Below are 16,970 nucleotides of genomic sequence, written 5' to 3' on the forward strand. Positions count from 1 at the left end.
AAAAGTTTTTAGCCAACCGCTCACTACCGGCGGGTATGCGCCAACGGCGCCGGACCCGAGCGGGTCCGGCGCCGTCTTGCGCCGTGCGGTGTTGGGGTGCGGCTCAGCCCGGGATGTCCCGGGGGTCGCGCTCGCGGGGGTACGTGTTCTTCTCGCCGATCGTGCCGTCCTGCTTCTTGATCACGTGCTCGGCGCCGCGTTCGACGGCCATCTCCCGGCCCGCCGCCTCGGCCTCCGCCTTGGTGTCGTGCCGGCTGGTCGCGCGCTCGTTGCCCTCCGGGCGGTTCTTCCACTGCCCGTCCTGCTGGTAGGTGTCGATGTCGCCCTTCGCCATGCCGTCAACTCCCTCGTTCGCATGCCTGATGACAAATGTCTGCCCATGCGAGGGGAGTGCTAATCCTGGCTGCGCGATCGGAGGCGTCCGAGCCGGGCGCTCGCACACCCGGCCCGGACGCCCCGGGGTCAGACCGCGGCGTGCAGGCCCTGCCAGGCGCCGTACCCGCCGAGCAGGTCGGACACGTCGGCGTGACCGGCGGCGCGCAGCAGGCTGGCGGCGACCGACGAGCGGTACCCGCCGGCGCAGTGCACCACGACGGGCCGGCCGGCGGGCACCTCGTCGATGCGGCGGGTCAGTTCGGCCAGCGGGATGTGCAGCGAGCCGTCCACGGCGCCCTGCTCCCGCTCGCCGGCGTTGCGTACGTCGAGCACCAGCGGCGTGTCCGGACCGTCGAGGGCCGCGCGCAGCTCGGTGGCGGTGACCCGGCTGGCCCGGGTCATCTCGGCGGCCATCTCCAGGAAGGCGCTCTCGGGCTCGCGCAGGTAGCCGATGACGCGGTCGAAGCCGATCCGGGCGAGGCGGACGACGATCTCCTCCTCCCGGTCCTGCGGCGCCACCACGAGCACCGGCCGGTCGGGCGCGACGACACTGCCGGCGGTCTCGGCGAACCGGCCGTCGGCCGGGACGTTCAGTGCGCCGCGCAGGTGCCCGGTGGCGTACTCCTGCGGGTCGCGGGCGTCGACCACGACGGCGCCGTCGGTCCGGGCGGCCAGGAACTCGGCCGGGGTGAGAGGGCGGGCCGGCCGGGCGTGGTCGAACAGCTCACGCGCCTTGCGGTTGAGCACCGCGTCGAAGGCGAAGTAGCCGGGCGCGGCCGGCTGTCCGCCGGTGACCAGGGCGAGGAAGCGCTCCTCGCTCATCGGCGCGCAGGCGTAGTTGGTGCGGCGCTGCTCGCCGATGGTGGACTGCCGTTCGGTGGACAGGTTCTTGCCGCAGGCCGAGCCGGCGCCGTGGGCGGGGAAGACGCGCACCTCGTCGGGCAGGCCCATCAGCTTGCGCTGCACGCTGTCGTAGAGCATCCGGCCGAGGTCCTCGGCGGTCACGCCGAACGACGCGAGCAGGTCGGGCCGGCCCACGTCGCCGATGAACAGCGCGTCGCCGGTCAGCACGCCGTACGGGACCGGGTCGGCGGCCCGCTCGTAGACCAGGATGCTGATCGACTCCGGCGTGTGGCCCGGAGTCTCCATGATCTCCAGGGTGACGTCGCCGAGGCTGATCCGTTCGCCGTCGGTGAGCTTGCGGCTCGGGTACTCGGTCTCGGCCCGGTGCCCGTAGCCGATCCACGCGCCGGTGGCGGCGGCCACCTCGAGGTGGCCGGCGAGGAAGTCGGCGTGGAAGTGGGTGTTGACGACGCCCTCGATCGTCAGGCCGCGTGCCTTCGCGTCGGTGAGGTACTCGTCGATGTCCCGGCGCGGGTCGACGAGCACGGCCCGCCCGGTGCGCTCGTCGGCGATCAGGTACGACGCCTGGGACAGGCAGTCGAGGTAGTACTGGGTGAACAACATCGGCCGTGCTCCTTTGTCTGGTGATGAGGCGGGTCTGCTCAGGCCACCCGGCCCGGCCTGCCGCCCTTGGCCTGTACCGCCAGTCCGGCGCTTGCCCACGCCCGCATCCCGCCGGTCAGGTCGTGTACCTCGTGACCCGCCGCGACGAGCAGCTTGGCCGCCCGCCGCGACCGCGCGCCGGACCGGCAGACGGTCACCACGGGCCGGTTCGCCGGCACCTCGGACAGCCGGTCCGCGAGCTGGCCGAGCGGGATGTGCCGGGCGCCCGGCGCGTGTCCGGCCTGCCACTCGGCGGGTTCCCGGACGTCGAGCAGCAGCGCGCCCGCGCCGGACAGCGTCGCCGCCTCGGCCGGGGTGACCCGGGCGACGCGGGGGCCGAACAGGCGGCGCAGGAAGCCGGTACGCGGACCGGCAGCCGTCTCCGGCCGGCTGGTCACGGCCGGCTGCCGGCTGTCACCGGGCGGCCCGAGCGCACCCAGGCCGAGGTGCCGCCGGTCACCGACAGGGCGGTGAGGCCGGCGCGTTCGAGCAGCTCCGCCCCGACCCGGCTGCGCCCGCCGGCCTCGCAGATCACGTAGACGGCGCCCGTCCGGGGCACCTGCGACATCTGGGTGGCCAGGTGACCGAGCGGCACACAGCGGGCACCGGGGACGTGACCGCCGAGGTATTCGGTGGTCTCCCGGACGTCGATGACCGTCGCCCCGTCCGCGTGGGCGGTGGCGAACGTGGTCAGGTCGACCTCGCGCATGGGCGTTCTCCTTCCGGATCGGGTATACCCCCGGGGGTATCTGCTCTCGACGGTAGCGCGGCGTCCGGCCGGCTGCCACCCCCCCCGCTCGTCCGGTGTCCGCGTTTGCCGGAACGGCAAGGTTGCTTGCTGTCCGGCCGGCGGCGGCGCACGATTCGCGGAGGCCGGCCGGGAGACGCCCGGCGGCGAGGAGGCGGACATGACGGGGCACCACCACCACCACGAGCACCCGGCGGACACCGACGCGGCCCGGTTCTGGGACGAGCGGTACGGCGAGCGGGACCGGATCTGGAGCGGCCGGGTGAACCCGGTCCTGGCCGAGGTGGCCGGCACGCTGCCCCCGGGCACCGTGCTCGACCTGGGCAGTGGTGAGGGCGGCGACGCGGTGTGGCTCGCGTCGAAGGGCTGGCGGGTCACCGCCGTGGACATCTCGTCGGTCGCGCTGGACCGCCTCGCCGTGGAGGCCGAACGGGCCGGGGTGGCGGAGCGGATCACCACCGTCCGGCACGACCTCACCCAGGGCTTCCCGCCCGGCCGGTACGACCTGGTGTCCGCGCAGTTCTTCCAGTCGCCGCTGGTCCTGCCCCGGGAGAGGGTGCTGCCCCCGGCGGCCGAGGCGGTCGCGCCCGGCGGCCGGCTGCTCGTCGTCGAGCACGGCGCGCCGCCGCCCTGGGCCGGGCCCGACACCGGCCACCACCGGTTCGCCGAACCGGAGGAGATCCTGGCCGCCGTGGCCCTCGACCCGGACGGCTGGGACGTCGAGCGGCTGGGCGCGGCACGCCGCACCGCCACCGGCCCGGACGGGCAGACCGGCGAGCTGATCGACCACGTGGTGCTGGTGCGGCGGCGCTGACGGCGCGCGCCGGTCAGGTCCGGGGTGCCGGCCGGGTCAGCAGCAGCACCAGCAGCCCGGCCGCGCACAGCGCGGTGGCCATGCCGTACGCCCACCGGTAGCCGATCTGCGCGGAGAGCCCGAGCAGCGGCCCGGCGAGCATGGCGCCGATCGGGAACGTGTTGGTGAACAGCGTGGTGGCCCGGCCCGGCTCGCCCGGCAGCAGATCCTGCACGTAGGCGATGCCGACGCCGGACACCGCGGCGATGAACAGCGCGTTCACCGGCTGTATGAGCAGCAGAACCGTGACGCCCGGTGCCACTGCGGCGGTCGCGTAGTAGGCGACCCCGCAGGCGCCGCCGACCAGGACCAGCGGCCGCAGCCGGACCCGCGCGGTCAGCGCGCCCAGCCCGAGGATCAGCGGGATCTCCAGCGCCGCGCACAGGCCCAGTACCAGCCCGGCGCGGGAGGGGTCGTCGTTCAGTTCGGTGTCGATGAACAGCGGCATCGCCTGCACGCCGACCGTCAGCGGGCACTGGAGCAGGACGAACGTGAGCGCCGTCAGCGCCAGCCGCAGCCGGGACGCGCCGGGTGGGCCGGGCGCGGCGCCGTCCGGATCGCCCGCGACCGGCCGCGTCGGCAGCTCCTCCAGCCGGAACGCGGCCACCAGCGCGGCCAGCGCGTACATGACGGCGGCCATGCCGTACACCAGGCGGAAGCCGCCGACGTCGAGCAGCACCGCGGCCAGCGCCGGCCCGGCCACCCAGGCCAGCGAGAACACGGTACGCATGAGGCTGACGCCGAACGCGGCCCGCGCCGGATCGTCCCTGTCGAACAGCGCCCGGGTGTACGCGAACGACTGCGGGAACAGCGAGTTCGCCAGTGCCGTGGCGGTCGCGGTCAGCCCCAGCAGGATCCAGTAGTCGCGGACGTACGCGGTCAGGCCCGCGCCGACCACGCCGGCCAGCGCGGCGCCGACCAGCAGCGCGCGCCGGATCGGCCGGCGGTCCGACAGCCGGCCGATCAGCGCGGAGGCGACCACCCCGGACAGCGGGGCGACGACCAGGAACACGGTCACCCGTAACGGACTGGCGTGGACCTCCCGGTCGAGGAACAGCGACAGGAACGGCAGCACCACGGCGGTGGACAGACCGACGGTCAGGAACACCACACCCAGCGGGAGCAGCCGGAATCGGCCGGCGCGCACCGCCGGCCTCGTGTCGACAGCCATGCGGCGGACTGTACGCCGCGGCGGTGCGGCGGCCGACCGGGTTTCCGCTGCCCGGGCTAGCCGACCGCGGTGGGGGAGGGCGGCACGCTGCCGCCCTGCGGCGCCTCGGCCGTCATCAGCCGCACGATCTCCGCCCGGTCCGCTGCCGACGGCATCCCCCACTCCGGCCGGTAGCCGAACGCCCGGTCCAGCGGGGTCGAGGAGGTCCGGCCGTCGAGGATCTCCACGGCGTCGGTGCCGATCAGCCCGGGATGCTCCACGCCGCACGCCTCGGCCACCTTGACCAGGTCGCGGCGCAGCGTACGGATGTAGTTCGCGGCCCGCACCGACTTGCGGGCCGGGTCCAGGCCCCGGGCCAGCCAGGCGTTCTGCGTGGCGACGCCGGTCGGGCAGGTGTCGGTGTGGCACTTCTGCGCCTGGATGCAGCCGATCGCCAGCATCGCCTCCCGCCCGACGTTGACCATGTCGGCGCCGAGCGCGAACGCCACCACCGCGTTGTCCGGCAGGCCGAGCTTGCCGGCGCCGACGAACACCACCTGCTCGTGCAGGTCGCGTTCGGCGAAGGTCCGGTAGACCCGGGAGAAGCCCTGCTGGAAGGGCAGCGAGACCGAGTCGCTGAAGATCAGCGGCGCGGCGCCGGTGCCGCCCTCGCCGCCGTCGACGGTCACGAAGTCCACGCCCCGGCCGGTGTCGCGCATCAGCGTGGTCAGCTCCTCCCAGAACCCCAGGTCGCCGACCGCGGACTTGATGCCGACCGGCAGGCCGGTCTCGGCGGCGAGCAGCTCCACCCAGTCCAGCAGGCTGTCGCAGTCGGAGAACTCGGCGTGCCGGGACGGGCTGACGCAGTCGCGTCCGGCCGGGATGCCCCGGGTGGCGGCGATCTCGGCGGAGACCTTCGCCGCCGGCAGCAGGCCGCCCAGGCTCGGTTTGGCGCCCTGGCTCAGCTTGATCTCCAGCGCCCGTACCGGCTCGGCCGCGACGAGGTCCTTGAGCCGTTCCAGGCTGAACCGGCCCTGCTCGTCCCGGCAGCCGAAGTACGCGGTGCCGAGCTGGAAGACCAGCTCACCGCCGTTGCGGTGGTACGGCGACAGCCCGCCCTCGCCGGTGTTGTGCAGACAGCCGGCCAGCGCCGCGCCCCGGTTCAGCGCCTCCACCGCGTTGCCGGACAGCGAACCGAAGCTCATCCCGGAGATGTTCACCACCGACTGCGGCCGGAACGCGCGCGCCCGGCCGCGCGCCGCGCCGAGCACCTTCGCGCAGGGCAGTGTCACGTCGTGCCCGGCGGCCGGCGCCGACGGCGGGACCGCCCGGCCGAACGTGCGGTGCTTGATGATCGGATAGCCGGAGGTGTGCTCGATGTCGTTGTCGGTGCCGAACCCGAAGTAGTTGTTCTCCTGCTTGGCCGAGGCGTACACCCAGCGGCGCTGGTCGCGGGTGAACGGCCGCTCCTCGTCGTTGCCGGCCACGATGTACTGCCGCAGCTCCGGGCCGATCGACTCGAGCAGGTACCGGGCGCGGCCCAGCACCGGGAAGTTGCGGCGCAGCGCGTGGTCGCGTTGCAGCAGGTCCCGCGCCGCCAGCGCGGCGACGGCGGTGACGGCTGCGGGTACGGCTCTTCTCGCCCAGCTCATCCCGCCACTCTTTCCGGCCCGGCACCCGGTCAAACGCCGGATGGAACCCGGCCGCCCCGGGCGGTGTCATGAATACGGACCGACGGCGGAGGCTGCCCTGGACGACGACGAGCTCGTCACCCGCGTACGCGCCGGCGACCGGGAGGCGTACGACGCCCTGGTCGCCCGGCACACCGCGTCCGCGTACCGGACGGCGGTGCTGCTCGGCGCCGGGCCGGACGCCGAGGACGTGGTCCAGGAGGCGTTCGTGAAGGCGTACCGAAAACTGTCCCGCTACCGGGCCGAGGCGTCGTTCCGGTCCTGGCTGCTCGCGATCGTCGCCAACGAGACCCGGAACCTGCACCGGACGCGTACCCGGCGGGACGGGCTGACGCTGCGCGCGGCGGCAGATCGGGGCGTGGCGGCCACCGTGCCCGACGGGCTCGACGCCGTGCTGGCGGCCGAGCGCCGGACGGAGCTGGTGAGGGCGCTGCGGCGGCTGCCCGTTCGCGACCGCGAGGTGATCGTCTGCCGTTACCTGCTCGACCTCGGCGAGGACGAGACAGCCACAGTGCTCGGGGTGCCCCGGGGCACCGCGAAGTCCCGGGCCCACCGGGCCTTGGCGAAGCTTCGTGCCCTGCTGGACCGGGAGGTGGCGCACCGTGGATGACCTGGAACGGGAGTTGCGGGAGCTGACCGCCTGGCTGGAGCCGGCGCGGACACCGGATGTCACCGCCCGGGTCCGGGCCCGCCTCGACGCGCCCGCGCCCCGCCGCCGGTGGCGGCACATGCTGGCCGCCGCCCTCGCCGCGCTGCTCGTGGCGGCGTTGCCGCCGGGGCGGGCCGCGATCGCCGACGCGGTGACCGGGCTGCTGCGGTTCTCCGGAGTCACCATCGACACCGCCCCCGCGCCGTCACCGACGGGTACGCCCTCGCCGCTGCCCGCGCAGCACGAGGTCGCCCTGGCCGAGGCGCAGCGGCAGGTGCGCTTCCCGATCCGGGTGCCGGCCCGGCTCGGCGCGCCGGAACGGGTGCTCGTCGCCGATCCGGACGGCACCGGCGCCCACCGGGTCGCCAGCCTGCTCTACCGGGGCGGGACGGTCCGGCTGGACGCCTTCGACGGCTCGCTCGACATCGTGTTCCACAAGCGGTCCCTCGGGGCGGACGTGACGCCCACCCAGGTCGGCGGCGAGTTCGCGATCTGGGTCGGTGGTCCGCACGCGCTGGCGTACGTGGACCGGTCGGGGACGGAACGGGTCGCCACCGCGCGGTTGTCCGCCGCGACGCTTATCTGGGAGCGGGCCGGGGTGAGCTACCGGCTGGAGGGAGACCTTACCCGTGAGCAGGCGCTGGAGGTCGCGTCCTCGCTGGAGTGAGCGCGGCGGGAACCTCGGGGCGCCGGGCGGTGTCCTGAAGGCGAGAGTCGTCGACGGGGGAGGCCCGGATGTCCGTTCCGAGAAGTGTCCTGCTGGTGCCGGTCCTGCTGCTGGCCGGTTGCAGTGGCCCGGCCGCGGTCCCGGCCGGCGCGCCGGGCACGGTCCCGGCCACCACGCCTGCCACCGAACCGGCCGTGCCGGCGGCCTGCGCCGAACGGCTGGAGACCGGCCGGCTGCCGGACTGGGCAGACGCCGGGTTCACCGGCGACACCCGCGTGCGGCACGTCCTCGGCACCAGCGGCGACATCGTGGCGATCCTGTTCGCGTACCCGCTGGCGTACGCGCGCGACGACGGCGCGAACAACAAGATCCTCTGGGTGGCCCGCCCTGAGCCCGGCCGGTCCGAGCCGGCACCGCGGACCCCCTTGGTGATCACCGCCACGCGGGACGGGACCGACACCCCTGTCGTCCGGGAGGTCGACGGCGGGCCCGGCCCGTCCATCGTCGACCTGCCGGCCGCCGGATGCTGGCGGCTGCGACTGGACTGGTCCGGCCGCACCGACAGGATGGATCTGGTCTATCGGCCCGCGCCTCGCTGACCGGCATGGCCGCCGCCGGTCCGGGTAACGCTGCGTCATGGCGAAGTACACCGAGCCGGAACTGCGGGAGCGCCTCAAGGCCGAGATCCGCGCCTCCGACAGGGGTGGCCGGCCGGGGCAGTGGTCGGCCCGCAAGTCGCAGTTGCTGACGAACGAGTACAAGAAGGCCGGCGGGGGATTCGAGGGCCCGAAGGACGCACGACAGCGCTCGCTGCAGCGCTGGAGCGGCGAGAAATGGCAGACCCGCAGCGGTGACACGCGCGCCCGCAACGGCGGCGAAACGCGCCGTTACCTGCCCAAACAGGCGTGGGAGGAACTGTCGGAGACCGAACGGCGCGCCACCGACACCCGCAAGCGCCGCGCGTCGCGCTCCGGCCGCCAGTACGTGCCGAACACCGGCCCGGCGAAGCGGGCCCGCCGGGACGCCACGGCCGCCGGGCAGATCAACGAGTTGCCGGTGACCGAGGCGGTCAAGCTGGTCCGCGACCTCGGCACCCGGCAGCTCGACGCGGCGCTGCGCCGGGAGCGCGGCGGCAAGGCCCGAAAGACGCTCATCGGACGGCTGGAGTCGGAACTGGGCCGGCGCCGGGCGGCGTGAGCGCGTACCGCCGTGGCACACCGCGACGGCGGGGCCGGCCCGAAGGCCAGGCCCCGCCGTGTGAGGGTCAGCGGCGCGGGTGCTGCGGGACGCGCGGCAGCACGTAGGGCGGACCGGAGAAGATCAGGTCAGCCTTCAGTTCGTGGTACGCCCGCTTCGGCTGGTAGTTCTCGTCGTAGACGGTGGCCAGGCCCTCCGGCGGGTCGGAGAACGCCCCGGGCACCCAGGAGTGCTTGTCGGTGAAGCCCCAGAGGGTGAACGACAGGCAGTGCCGCTCGGCCAGGCAGGCCTGCATCAGCACGCTGAAGTTCGCCGCGGACGCCTGCAACCTCGGGTTGATCTCGGCGGAGTCGCCGGCCTCCACCCCCTCGGTGATCTGGCTGCGCACGTCCACCTCGGTGAGGGCCGTGGCCAGCCCGAGCCCGGCGAACTTGCGCAGGGCCGCGGCCACCTGGAGCGTGCTGAAGTTGCCGTACTGGGTGCCCAGGTGGCCCTGTGCGCCCACGCCGTCGATCGGCACGCCCTTGGCCCGCAGCTCACGGGCCATGTCGTAGACGAACTGCGTCTTGTCGTCGGCCGGGTTGCCGGAGCCGAACGCCTCGATGTTGTAGTCGTTGTAGAACAGCAGCGCCTTCGGATCGGCGGCGCGGGCCCAGCGGAACGCGTCGGCGATGTAGCCGGGGCCCAGGTTCTGCGCCCAGAACCCCTTGTAGTGCAGGGTGGAGGGGGTGTCCCAGGGGTCGCTGACCGCCTCGTTCACCACGTCCCACTGCCAGATCTTGCCCTTGAAGTGGGTGACCACCGCGGTGATGTGGTTGCGCAGGATCTGGCGCAGCTCGGCCTTGCTGATCGAGCCGTCCGCGACGCCGCTGGTCAGCCACGCGGGCAACTGGTTGTGCCAGACCAGCACGTGGCCCCGGACCCGCTGGTTGTTCTTACGGGCGAACTCGATCAGCTCGTCGGCCGGGCCCCAGTTGTAGGTGCCCCGGGTGGGCTCCAGGCTCTCCCACTTCATCACGTTCTCGGCGGTGACGGTGGAGAACTCGGACGCGGCCAGCTCGCGGTAGCGCGGCTCGGCGGCGTCGTTGAGGGCGGCCATGTCCACCGCGGTGCCCACGTACAGGCCGTGGCGCTTGGCCAGGTCACGCAGGCTTTGCGCGGTCGGATCGTACGGTCGTCCGGCTGTCGCGGGTACGACGTTGAGGGCGGTGGCGGTCGCGACGGCGACGGCGCCGGCGGCGAGCCAGCGTCTCAGCTTCATTGTCGTTCCTCTCGGGAGGGTGCGCGCGGCCGGGGGCCGGCGGTGACGGTGCCGGGGACGCCGCGCCGTGGAACGGATCGGCGGGCGCCCGGGTGGACGAAGCGGCTTCCGAAACTTCCGGTCTACCTTCCGGAAGTAGCCCGAAACATTACGGACGCCGATAGCCGCCCGTCAATCACCTGGGCCGTGCGGGTGAGATGGCGGGTCAGCGCAGCGGGCAGCAGGAGGCCCGGACGACCAGCTCGGTGGGGAGCTGGATGTGCGTGTCCCGCTCCACGCCGGCGATCAGGTCGATCAGCAGGCGCAGCGATTCGGCGCCCATGCGTTGCAGCGGCTGCCGGATCGTGGTGAGTGGCGGGTCGACCAGCGCCGACTCGGGGATGTTGTCGAAGCCGATGACCGACAGGTCGTCCGGCACGCGCAGGCCGAGGCCGCGGGCGACGTCCACCGTGGAGATGGCCGAGAGGTCGTTGCCGGCGAAGATCGCGGTCGGCCGGTCGGGGAGCGCGAGCAGTTCGGCGGCGGTGCTGGCGGCGGTCTCGGTGCGGAACCCGCCCACCCGCACGAGCCGCTCGTCCACCGGCACGCCCGCGTCGGCCATCGCCTTGCGGAACCCGGCGTCCCGCAGCCGGGCCGACTCCAGGTCGGGCCGGCCGCTGATGTGCGCGATCCGCCGGTGCCCCAGCGACAGCAGGTGGTCGGTGGCCAGCACCGCGCCGGCGAAGTTGTCGGAGTCGACTGTGGGCAGGCCGGACGGGCCGGTGTGCGGGTCGACGGCCACCACGTGGAAGCCGTGCTTGGTCTCGACCACCGTCGGCGTCACGATCACCGCACCGTCGATCAGCGTGCCGGAGAGCCGGGCCAGCGAGCGCCGCTCCCATCCGATGGCCGCGCCCTCGCCGTCCCCGCTGGAGTAGGCGAGCAGTTGGTACCCGCTGCCGGCGACCTCCCGGGACGCGCCCTTCAGCAGCTCCGTGGAGAACGGCTCGAACTCGGCGACCAGGATGCCCAGCACGTTCGTACGGTGGCTGCGCAGGCTCTGCGCGCCCAGGCTGGCCTCGTACCCCAGCTCGCGGATGACCTCCTGGACGCGCTCGACGGTGGCCTGCGCGACGCCGTACCTTCCATTGACAACCTTGGATACAGTTGCCACCGAGACGCCGGCCGTACGTGCCACGTCCGACATCTTGACGCGCTGGGGGAACACCACGCCGACGATGATAGAGGGCCTTCCCGGTGGATCGAAGACGATGTCGAAAACGTTATCGATACCGATTGACTTCACGTTACAGCCCTGTAAAACTCCCCGGCAGGTAACCCGGCTGAGTGGTCGAGGAGACATCTATGACGATGAAGCGCCGTGCTGGTGCCGTCCTGGCACTGTTTGTGACAAGCGCTCTGCTGGCCTCCGCGTGCAGCGGTGGTGGCGACGACGAGAAGGCGGCCGAGAGCGAGCTGTACAAGAACCCGGTGACGCTGACCTGGTGGCACAACGCCTCCCAGGACGGGCCCGGCAAGACGTACTGGGAGAAGGTCGCAAAGGACTTCTCCGCGGCCCATCCGACCGTCAAGATCGAGATCGAGGCGATCGAGACGAACCAGCTCCAGCGCACCCGGCTCCCCGCCGCGCTGCTGAGCAACGACCCGCCGGACATCTTCCAGGCGTGGGGCGGCGGCGAGATGCGCGAGCAGGTCGAGGCCGACTACCTCAAGGACATCACCGACCAGGTGAAGGGCGAGGTGGCCGACATCGGCAACGCCGCCGAGATCTGGCAGGTGGAAGGCAAGCAGTACGGCCTGCCGTACCGGATGGGCATCGAGGGCGTCTGGTACAACAAGGACATGTTCGCGAAGGCGGGCATCGCGGCGCCGCCGACCACCTTCGAGGAACTCAACGCCGCTGTCACCAAGCTCAAGGCCATCAACGTCGTCCCGATCGCCCTCGGCGCCGGTGACAAGTGGCCCGCCGCGCACTGGTGGTACAACTACGCGCTGCGTGCCTGCTCGGTCGACACGCTGAAGAAGGCGACGAAGGACCGGACCTTCGACGACCCGTGCTTCGTCAAGGCGGGCCAGGACCTGAAGGCCTTCATCGACACCAAGCCGTTCCAGAACAACTTCATCGCCACGCCGGGCCAGAACGACCCGACCAGCGCCAACGGTCTGCTCGCCAACGGCAAGGCCGCGATGGAGCTGATGGGCGACTGGAACCGGGGCACCCTGGACACCGTCGCCACGGACAAGGCGGCCCTGGGCAAGTTCCTCGGCTGGTTCCCGGTGCCGGCGATCTCCGGCTCCGCCGGTGACCCGAAGGCCGCCCTCGGCGGCGGCGACGGGTTCGCCTGCTCCAAGAACGCCCCGGCCGAGTGCGTCGAGTTCCTCAAGTACCTCGTCAGTCCCGAGGTGCAGAAGGGCTACGCCGCCACCGGCACCGGCCTGCCGGTCGCCAAGGGCGCGGCGGACGGCGTGACCGACCCGGCCCTGAAGTCCATCCTGGAGTCCACCTCCTCGGCCACCTACGTGCAGCTCTGGCTCGACACGGCCTTCGGCAGCACCGTCGGCAACGCGATGAACGACGCGATCGTCGCGATCTTCGCCGGCAACGGGACACCTGAGAAGGTTGTCTCGGCCATGAAGGCGGCCGCAAGCAAGTGACGTCCGCATCGCAGACCCGTATGCCCGCCGGCGGCGTGACCACGCCGCCGGCGGGCCTCCGGTCCGGCGCCCGAGCCGCCTCACGCCGCGCCGAGACCCGCCGCAAGTGGTACGAGATCATCGGGCTGACCACGCCGGCGGTCCTCATCTACGTGCTCTTCGTGCTGGTGCCGATGGGCTTCGCGTTCTACTACAGCCTGTTCCGCTGGCGCGGGGTCGGCCCGCCCACCGAGTACGTCGGTTTCCGCAACTACACGCTCGCGTTCCAGGACCCGATCTTCCTCGACGCGTTGCGCAACAACGCGATCATCGTCTTCGGGTCGCTGCTCATCCAGGGGCCGGTCGCGCTCGGCATCGCCCTGCTGCTCAACCGCCGCTTCCGCGGGCGCTCGGCGTTCCGCCTGCTGATGTTCGTGCCGTACGTGCTGGCCGAGGTCACCGTCGGCATCATGTGGAAGCTGATCCTGACCGACGGAGGCACGCTCGACGCGCTGCTGCGGTCGGTGGGGCTGGGCGGCCTCGTGCAGGCGTGGCTGGCCGACCTGGACGTGGTGATCTGGACGCTGCTGTTCATCCTCACCTGGAAGTACGTCGGCTTCGCCATCATCCTGCTGCTCGCCGGCCTGTCGAACGTGCCGCCGGAGCTGAACGAGGCCGCCGAGATCGACGGCGCGAGCTGGTGGCAGATTCAGCGCCACGTCACGCTGCCGCTGCTCGGCCCCACCATCCGGATCTGGATGTTCCTGTCGATGATCGGCTCGTTGCAGGTCTTCGACATGATCTGGGTGACCTCGGTGCCCGCGGTGCGGTCACTCGGCGCCTCGGCCACCATGGCGACCTACATGGTGGACAACGGCTTCTTCGCCCGGCTCTGGGGCTACGGCAACGCGGTCGCCGTGATCCTGTTCGTCATCTCGTTCGTCGCGGCGCTGCTGTTCCAGCGTTTCCTGCTCAACCGCGACATCGAGGGCGCCATCACCCGGAAGGGGAAGTGACAGTGGCCGTGAACTCCGTATCCGTCCCCTCGGCCGAGCGCCGGCCGGTGCAGTGGAGCACGCCGCTGACGTACGCGCTGGCACTCGCGATCGCGGCCGTGTCGATCGCACCCGTCGTGTACGTCATCGTCGGCGGTTTCCGCAGCACGCCGCAGATCGTGAACGACCCGGCCGGCCTGCCGGACCCGTGGGTCTGGGACAACTACTACCGGGTGCTGACGCAGAGCGACTTCTGGAAGCAGGCGTTCAACAGCGCTGTGGTGGCGCTGGGCACCACGCTCGGTGTGGTGGTGCTCGGCATGGCCGCCGCGTTCGTGCTCGCCCGGTACACGTTCCGGGGCCGCGAAGGGCTCTACACCTTCTTCACCCTCGGCCTGCTGTTCCCGGCCGGCGCGGCGATCCTGCCGCTGTACCTGCTGCTGCGCGACCTGAACCTGATCAACTCCTACTACGCGGTGATCCTGCCGCAGGTGGCCTTCTCGCTGCCGCTCACGATCGTCATCCTGCGGCCGTTCCTGACGGCCATCCCGCGGGAGCTGGAGGACGCGGCCGCCATCGACGGCGCCGGCCGGCTCGGCTTCCTCTGGCGGATCGTGCTGCCGCTGTCGCGGCCCGCGGTCGTCACCGTCGGCATCCTCGCGTTCGTGGCGAGCTGGAACGCGTTCCTCCTGCCGCTGCTCGTCCTCGGGGACGTCAACCTGCACACCCTGCCGCTGGGCGTGCAGAACTTCTCCAGCCAGTACACCACGGACACCGCGGGCGTCCTCGCCTTCACGTCGCTGGCGATGTTGCCGGCGCTGCTGTTCTTCACCCTGGCGGAGAAGCAGATCGTGGGCGGACTCCAGGGCGCGGTCAAGGGCTGAGCGGCAGCGGTACCAGCACAACCAGTGGAAAGGCACACCATGACAGAGGTCCACGCGGTGGTGGGCGGGCCGGCTCGGGCAGGTTCGGACCACGACCGGCCGGACGGGCACGACACCGAGACGCGCGTACGGGAACTGCTCGCTCGTATGACGATCGAGGAGAAGGTCGCGCAGCTCGTCGGGTTCTGGGAGAAGGAGGACGGCGAGGCGGTCGCACCCCTGCAGGGCGAGTTCGCCGACACCGGCCGGCTCGACGACTTCTCCCGGCACGGGCTGGGTCACCTCACCCGCGCCTACGGCACCCGTCCGGTCGACGCCGCGGCCCGCGCTGCCTGGCTGTGGAAGTTCCAGCGGGACCTGGTGACCGGCACCCGGCTGGGCATCCCGGCGATCGTGCACGAGGAGTGCCTGACCGGCCTGTCGGCGTGGAAGGCGGCCACCTTCCCGACGCCACTGGCCTGGGGCGCCGCGTTCGATCCGGACCTGGTCACCGAGATGGCGGCGGCGATCGGGGCCTCGATGCGCGCGCTCGGCATCCACCAGGGCCTGTCCCCGGTGCTCGACGTGATCCGGGATCCGCGGTGGGGCCGGGTCGACGAGTGCATCGCCGAGGACCCCTACCTCGTCGGCACCATCGGCACCTCGTACGTGCGGGGACTCCAGTCGCAGGGCGTGCTCGCCACGCTGAAGCACTTCGCCGGCTACTCCGCCTCACGGGCCGGGCGCAACTTCGGCCCGGTCCACGCCGGTCCCCGGGAACTCGCCGACGTGCTCCTGCCGCCGTTCGAGATGGCGATCCGGGACGGGAACGCCCGCAGCGTCATGCATTCGTACGCGGAGGTCGACGGCGTGCCGGTCGCCGCCGACCCGACGATGCTCACCGACCTGCTGCGGGACCGGTGGGGCTTCGACGGGACGGTGGTGGCCGACTACTACGGCGTCGCCTTCCTCGACCTGCTGCACCACGTCGCGGCCGACAACGCCGACGCGGCGGTGCAGGCGCTGAGCGCGGGCGTCGACATCGAGCTGCCCACGGGCGACGCCTACCTGACCCTGACCGAGACGGTGCGGGCCGGCGGGCTGGACGAGGCGCTCGTCGACCGGGCGGTGCTGCGCGTCCTGCGGCAGAAGCAGGAACTCGGGCTGCTCGACGCGACGTTCGCCGACGAGCCACCGGGCCCCATCGACCTCGACTCGCCGGAGCACCGGTCGATCGCGCGGCGGCTCGCCGAGGAGTCGGTCGTCCTGGTCGCCAACGAGGGCGTGCTACCGCTGGCGGCGGGCCGCCGGGTGGCGGTCGTCGGCCCGAACGCCGACCGGCAGGGCGCGCTGTTCGGCTGCTACTCGTTCCTCAACCACGTGCTGGCCCACCACCCGGGCGTCGAGACCGGCTTCGAGGTGCCGACGGTGCTGGAGGCGGTCCGCGCCGAGATGGGCGCCGACCGGATCACCTTCGCGGCCGGCTGCGAGGTGGACTCGGCGGACCGGTCCGGGTTCGACGAGGCGGTCGCCACCGCGTCCGCCGCCGACGTGGCAGTCCTCGTGGTCGGTGACCACGCCAGCCTCTTCGGCCGCGGCACCGTCGGCGAGGGGTGCGACCGGGACGACCTGGAGCTGCCCGGCGTGCAGCGCCAGCTCGTCGAGGCGGTGCTGGACACCGGAACGCCTGTCGTCCTGGTGCTGCTCACCGGCCGCCCGTACGCGCTGGGCTGGGCGCTGACCCGGTGCGCGGCGGTGGTGCAGACGTTCTTCCCCGGCGAGGAGGGCGCCGGCGCCATCGCGGGCGTGCTCTCCGGACGGGTCAACCCGTCCGGCCGGCTGCCGGTCACCCTGCCCGGCTCGGCCGGCGCGCAGCCGTACTCGTACCTGCACCCGGAGCTGGGGGAGGGCATGAACGGCACCAACCTGCCGGCGACGCCGGTGGCGCCGTTCGGCCACGGCTTGTCCTACACCACGTTCGCGTACGCCGACCTGACCGTGCCGGCCGAGGCGCCGACCGACGGGGAACTGCGGGTGTCGGTGCGCGTGACGAACACCGGCCCGGTCGCCGGTGACGACGTGGTGCAGCTCTACGGCCGCGACCTGGTCGCCTCGGTGACCCGGCCGGTGGCGCAGCTGCTCGGCTACCGGCGGGTGCGTCTGGAGCCGGGCGCCTCGGTCACCGTCGAGCTGACCGTGCCCACCACGCGGCTGGCGCTCACCGACCGCGCGCTCAACCGGGTGGTGGAGCCCGGGGACATCGACGTCTGGGTCGGCACGAGCGCCCGGCGCGACGTCCAGGCGCGGACGACGCTGACCGGTGACACCGCGGCGATCACCGCCGCGTCGCCCCGCTGGACGACCACGGATCTCCGCTGAGC

General features: G+C 72.6%; 17 protein-coding genes. 9 read left to right on the forward strand and 8 right to left on the reverse strand.

Features of this window, described 5'->3' with window-relative positions; translation table 11 throughout:
• Window positions 1-103: 103 nt before the first annotated feature.
• From ACFYON_RS08560 to ACFYON_RS08575, 4 genes are all read right to left on the reverse strand, one after another.
• Complete coding sequence (locus tag ACFYON_RS08560; RefSeq protein WP_354864490.1) at window positions 104-334, reverse strand: DUF2188 domain-containing protein; 231 nt, start codon at window positions 332-334, stop codon at window positions 104-106.
• Between the two features lie 128 nt (window positions 335-462).
• Window positions 463-1,842, reverse strand: a complete 1,380-nt coding sequence (locus tag ACFYON_RS08565; RefSeq protein ID WP_355096634.1) for a rhodanese-like domain-containing protein — start codon at window positions 1,840-1,842, stop codon at window positions 463-465.
• Between the two features lie 38 nt (window positions 1,843-1,880).
• On the reverse strand, window positions 1,881-2,225 hold the full coding sequence (locus ACFYON_RS08570; RefSeq protein ID WP_355096640.1) for a rhodanese-like domain-containing protein: 345 nt from the start codon (window positions 2,223-2,225) through the stop codon (window positions 1,881-1,883).
• 50 nt (window positions 2,226-2,275) lie between these two features.
• On the reverse strand, window positions 2,276-2,590 hold the full coding sequence (locus ACFYON_RS08575) for a rhodanese-like domain-containing protein (protein WP_355096636.1): 315 nt from the start codon (window positions 2,588-2,590) through the stop codon (window positions 2,276-2,278).
• 199 nt (window positions 2,591-2,789) lie between these two features.
• On the opposite strand from ACFYON_RS08575, the gene ACFYON_RS08580 reads away from it, so the two are divergent.
• Window positions 2,790-3,443: a methyltransferase domain-containing protein gene (locus ACFYON_RS08580; protein ID WP_357710985.1), complete on the forward strand. Its 654-nt coding sequence runs from the start codon at window positions 2,790-2,792 to the stop codon at window positions 3,441-3,443.
• A 13-nt stretch (window positions 3,444-3,456) separates the two neighbouring features.
• Here the strand turns inward: ACFYON_RS08580 and ACFYON_RS08585 are convergent, their stop codons facing one another.
• Together ACFYON_RS08585 and ACFYON_RS08590 are read right to left on the reverse strand one after the other, a co-directional pair.
• A complete protein-coding gene (locus tag ACFYON_RS08585; protein ID WP_387188602.1) occupies window positions 3,457-4,653 on the reverse strand; it encodes a sugar efflux transporter in 1,197 nt (398 codons plus the stop codon).
• 56 nt (window positions 4,654-4,709) lie between these two features.
• A complete protein-coding gene (locus ACFYON_RS08590) occupies window positions 4,710-6,284 on the reverse strand; it encodes an FMN-binding glutamate synthase family protein (RefSeq protein WP_357710991.1) in 1,575 nt (524 codons plus the stop codon).
• Here ACFYON_RS08590 and ACFYON_RS08595 point away from each other — a divergent pair.
• The 4 genes from ACFYON_RS08595 (at window position 6,247) to ACFYON_RS08610 (ending at window position 8,836) form a co-directional block, all read left to right on the forward strand.
• Window positions 6,247-6,933, forward strand: coding sequence for an RNA polymerase sigma factor (locus ACFYON_RS08595; RefSeq protein ID WP_355096715.1), 687 nt, complete (start codon window positions 6,247-6,249; stop codon window positions 6,931-6,933). The genes ACFYON_RS08590 and ACFYON_RS08595 overlap by 38 nt on opposite strands.
• The gene (locus tag ACFYON_RS08600) at window positions 6,926-7,639 is read left to right on the forward strand and encodes a hypothetical protein (RefSeq protein WP_354863991.1); all 714 of its coding nucleotides are present in this window, start codon (window positions 6,926-6,928) and stop codon (window positions 7,637-7,639) included. Before ACFYON_RS08595 ends, ACFYON_RS08600 begins: the two co-directional genes overlap by 8 nt.
• Before the next feature lie 68 nt (window positions 7,640-7,707).
• Window positions 7,708-8,238, forward strand: coding sequence for a hypothetical protein (locus ACFYON_RS08605; protein ID WP_387188599.1), 531 nt, complete (start codon window positions 7,708-7,710; stop codon window positions 8,236-8,238).
• A gap of 37 nt (window positions 8,239-8,275) precedes the next feature.
• Window positions 8,276-8,836: a DUF5872 domain-containing protein gene (locus ACFYON_RS08610; RefSeq protein WP_354863987.1), complete on the forward strand. Its 561-nt coding sequence runs from the start codon at window positions 8,276-8,278 to the stop codon at window positions 8,834-8,836.
• 67 nt (window positions 8,837-8,903) lie between these two features.
• Here the strand turns inward: ACFYON_RS08610 and ACFYON_RS08615 are convergent, their stop codons facing one another.
• Window positions 8,904-10,097: an endo-1,4-beta-xylanase gene (locus ACFYON_RS08615; protein ID WP_354863985.1), complete on the reverse strand. Its 1,194-nt coding sequence runs from the start codon at window positions 10,095-10,097 to the stop codon at window positions 8,904-8,906.
• 205 nt (window positions 10,098-10,302) lie between these two features.
• A complete protein-coding gene (locus tag ACFYON_RS08620; protein ID WP_354863983.1) occupies window positions 10,303-11,307 on the reverse strand; it encodes a LacI family DNA-binding transcriptional regulator in 1,005 nt (334 codons plus the stop codon).
• Window positions 11,308-11,483: 176 nt separating this feature from the next.
• On the opposite strand from ACFYON_RS08620, the gene ACFYON_RS08625 reads away from it, so the two are divergent.
• The 4 genes from ACFYON_RS08625 to ACFYON_RS08640 are packed head-to-tail and all read left to right on the forward strand — an operon-like array spanning window position 11,484 to window position 16,968.
• Window positions 11,484-12,752, forward strand: a complete 1,269-nt coding sequence (locus ACFYON_RS08625; protein ID WP_354863981.1) for an extracellular solute-binding protein — start codon at window positions 11,484-11,486, stop codon at window positions 12,750-12,752.
• The gene (locus tag ACFYON_RS08630) at window positions 12,749-13,747 is read left to right on the forward strand and encodes a sugar ABC transporter permease (protein ID WP_354863979.1); all 999 of its coding nucleotides are present in this window, start codon (window positions 12,749-12,751) and stop codon (window positions 13,745-13,747) included. The genes ACFYON_RS08625 and ACFYON_RS08630 overlap by 4 nt, the downstream gene beginning before the upstream one ends.
• Window positions 13,744-14,610 carry a carbohydrate ABC transporter permease gene (locus ACFYON_RS08635; RefSeq protein ID WP_354863977.1) on the forward strand — a complete coding sequence of 289 codons (867 nt, stop codon included), beginning with the start codon at window positions 13,744-13,746 and terminating at the stop codon, window positions 14,608-14,610. The genes ACFYON_RS08630 and ACFYON_RS08635 overlap by 4 nt, the downstream gene beginning before the upstream one ends.
• Window positions 14,611-14,649: 39 nt before the next feature.
• Entirely contained in the window at window positions 14,650-16,968 is a 2,319-nt protein-coding gene (locus ACFYON_RS08640) for a glycoside hydrolase family 3 N-terminal domain-containing protein (protein WP_354863975.1), read from the forward strand.
• Window positions 16,969-16,970 lie beyond the last annotated feature (2 nt).

Origin of the sequence: Micromonospora sp. NPDC005686 (assembly GCF_042871665.1) — a bacterium.
Taxonomy (GTDB): domain Bacteria; phylum Actinomycetota; class Actinomycetes; order Mycobacteriales; family Micromonosporaceae; genus Micromonospora.

Coding starts and splice junctions, on each gene's coding strand:
- ACFYON_RS08560 (WP_354864490.1), bottom strand. CDS start 334: ATGGCGAAGGGCGACATCGACACCTACCAGCAGGACGGGCAGTGGAAG.
- ACFYON_RS08565 (WP_355096634.1), bottom strand. CDS start 1,842: ATGTTGTTCACCCAGTACTACCTCGACTGCCTGTCCCAGGCGTCGTAC.
- ACFYON_RS08575 (WP_355096636.1), bottom strand. CDS start 2,590: ATGCGCGAGGTCGACCTGACCACGTTCGCCACCGCCCACGCGGACGGG.
- ACFYON_RS08580 (WP_357710985.1), top strand. CDS start 2,790: ATGACGGGGCACCACCACCACCACGAGCACCCGGCGGACACCGACGCG.
- ACFYON_RS08585 (WP_387188602.1), bottom strand. CDS start 4,653: ATGGCTGTCGACACGAGGCCGGCGGTGCGCGCCGGCCGATTCCGGCTG.
- ACFYON_RS08590 (WP_357710991.1), bottom strand. CDS start 6,284: ATGAGCTGGGCGAGAAGAGCCGTACCCGCAGCCGTCACCGCCGTCGCC.
- ACFYON_RS08605 (WP_387188599.1), top strand. CDS start 7,708: ATGTCCGTTCCGAGAAGTGTCCTGCTGGTGCCGGTCCTGCTGCTGGCC.
- ACFYON_RS08610 (WP_354863987.1), top strand. CDS start 8,276: ATGGCGAAGTACACCGAGCCGGAACTGCGGGAGCGCCTCAAGGCCGAG.
- ACFYON_RS08615 (WP_354863985.1), bottom strand. CDS start 10,097: ATGAAGCTGAGACGCTGGCTCGCCGCCGGCGCCGTCGCCGTCGCGACC.
- ACFYON_RS08640 (WP_354863975.1), top strand. CDS start 14,650: ATGACAGAGGTCCACGCGGTGGTGGGCGGGCCGGCTCGGGCAGGTTCG.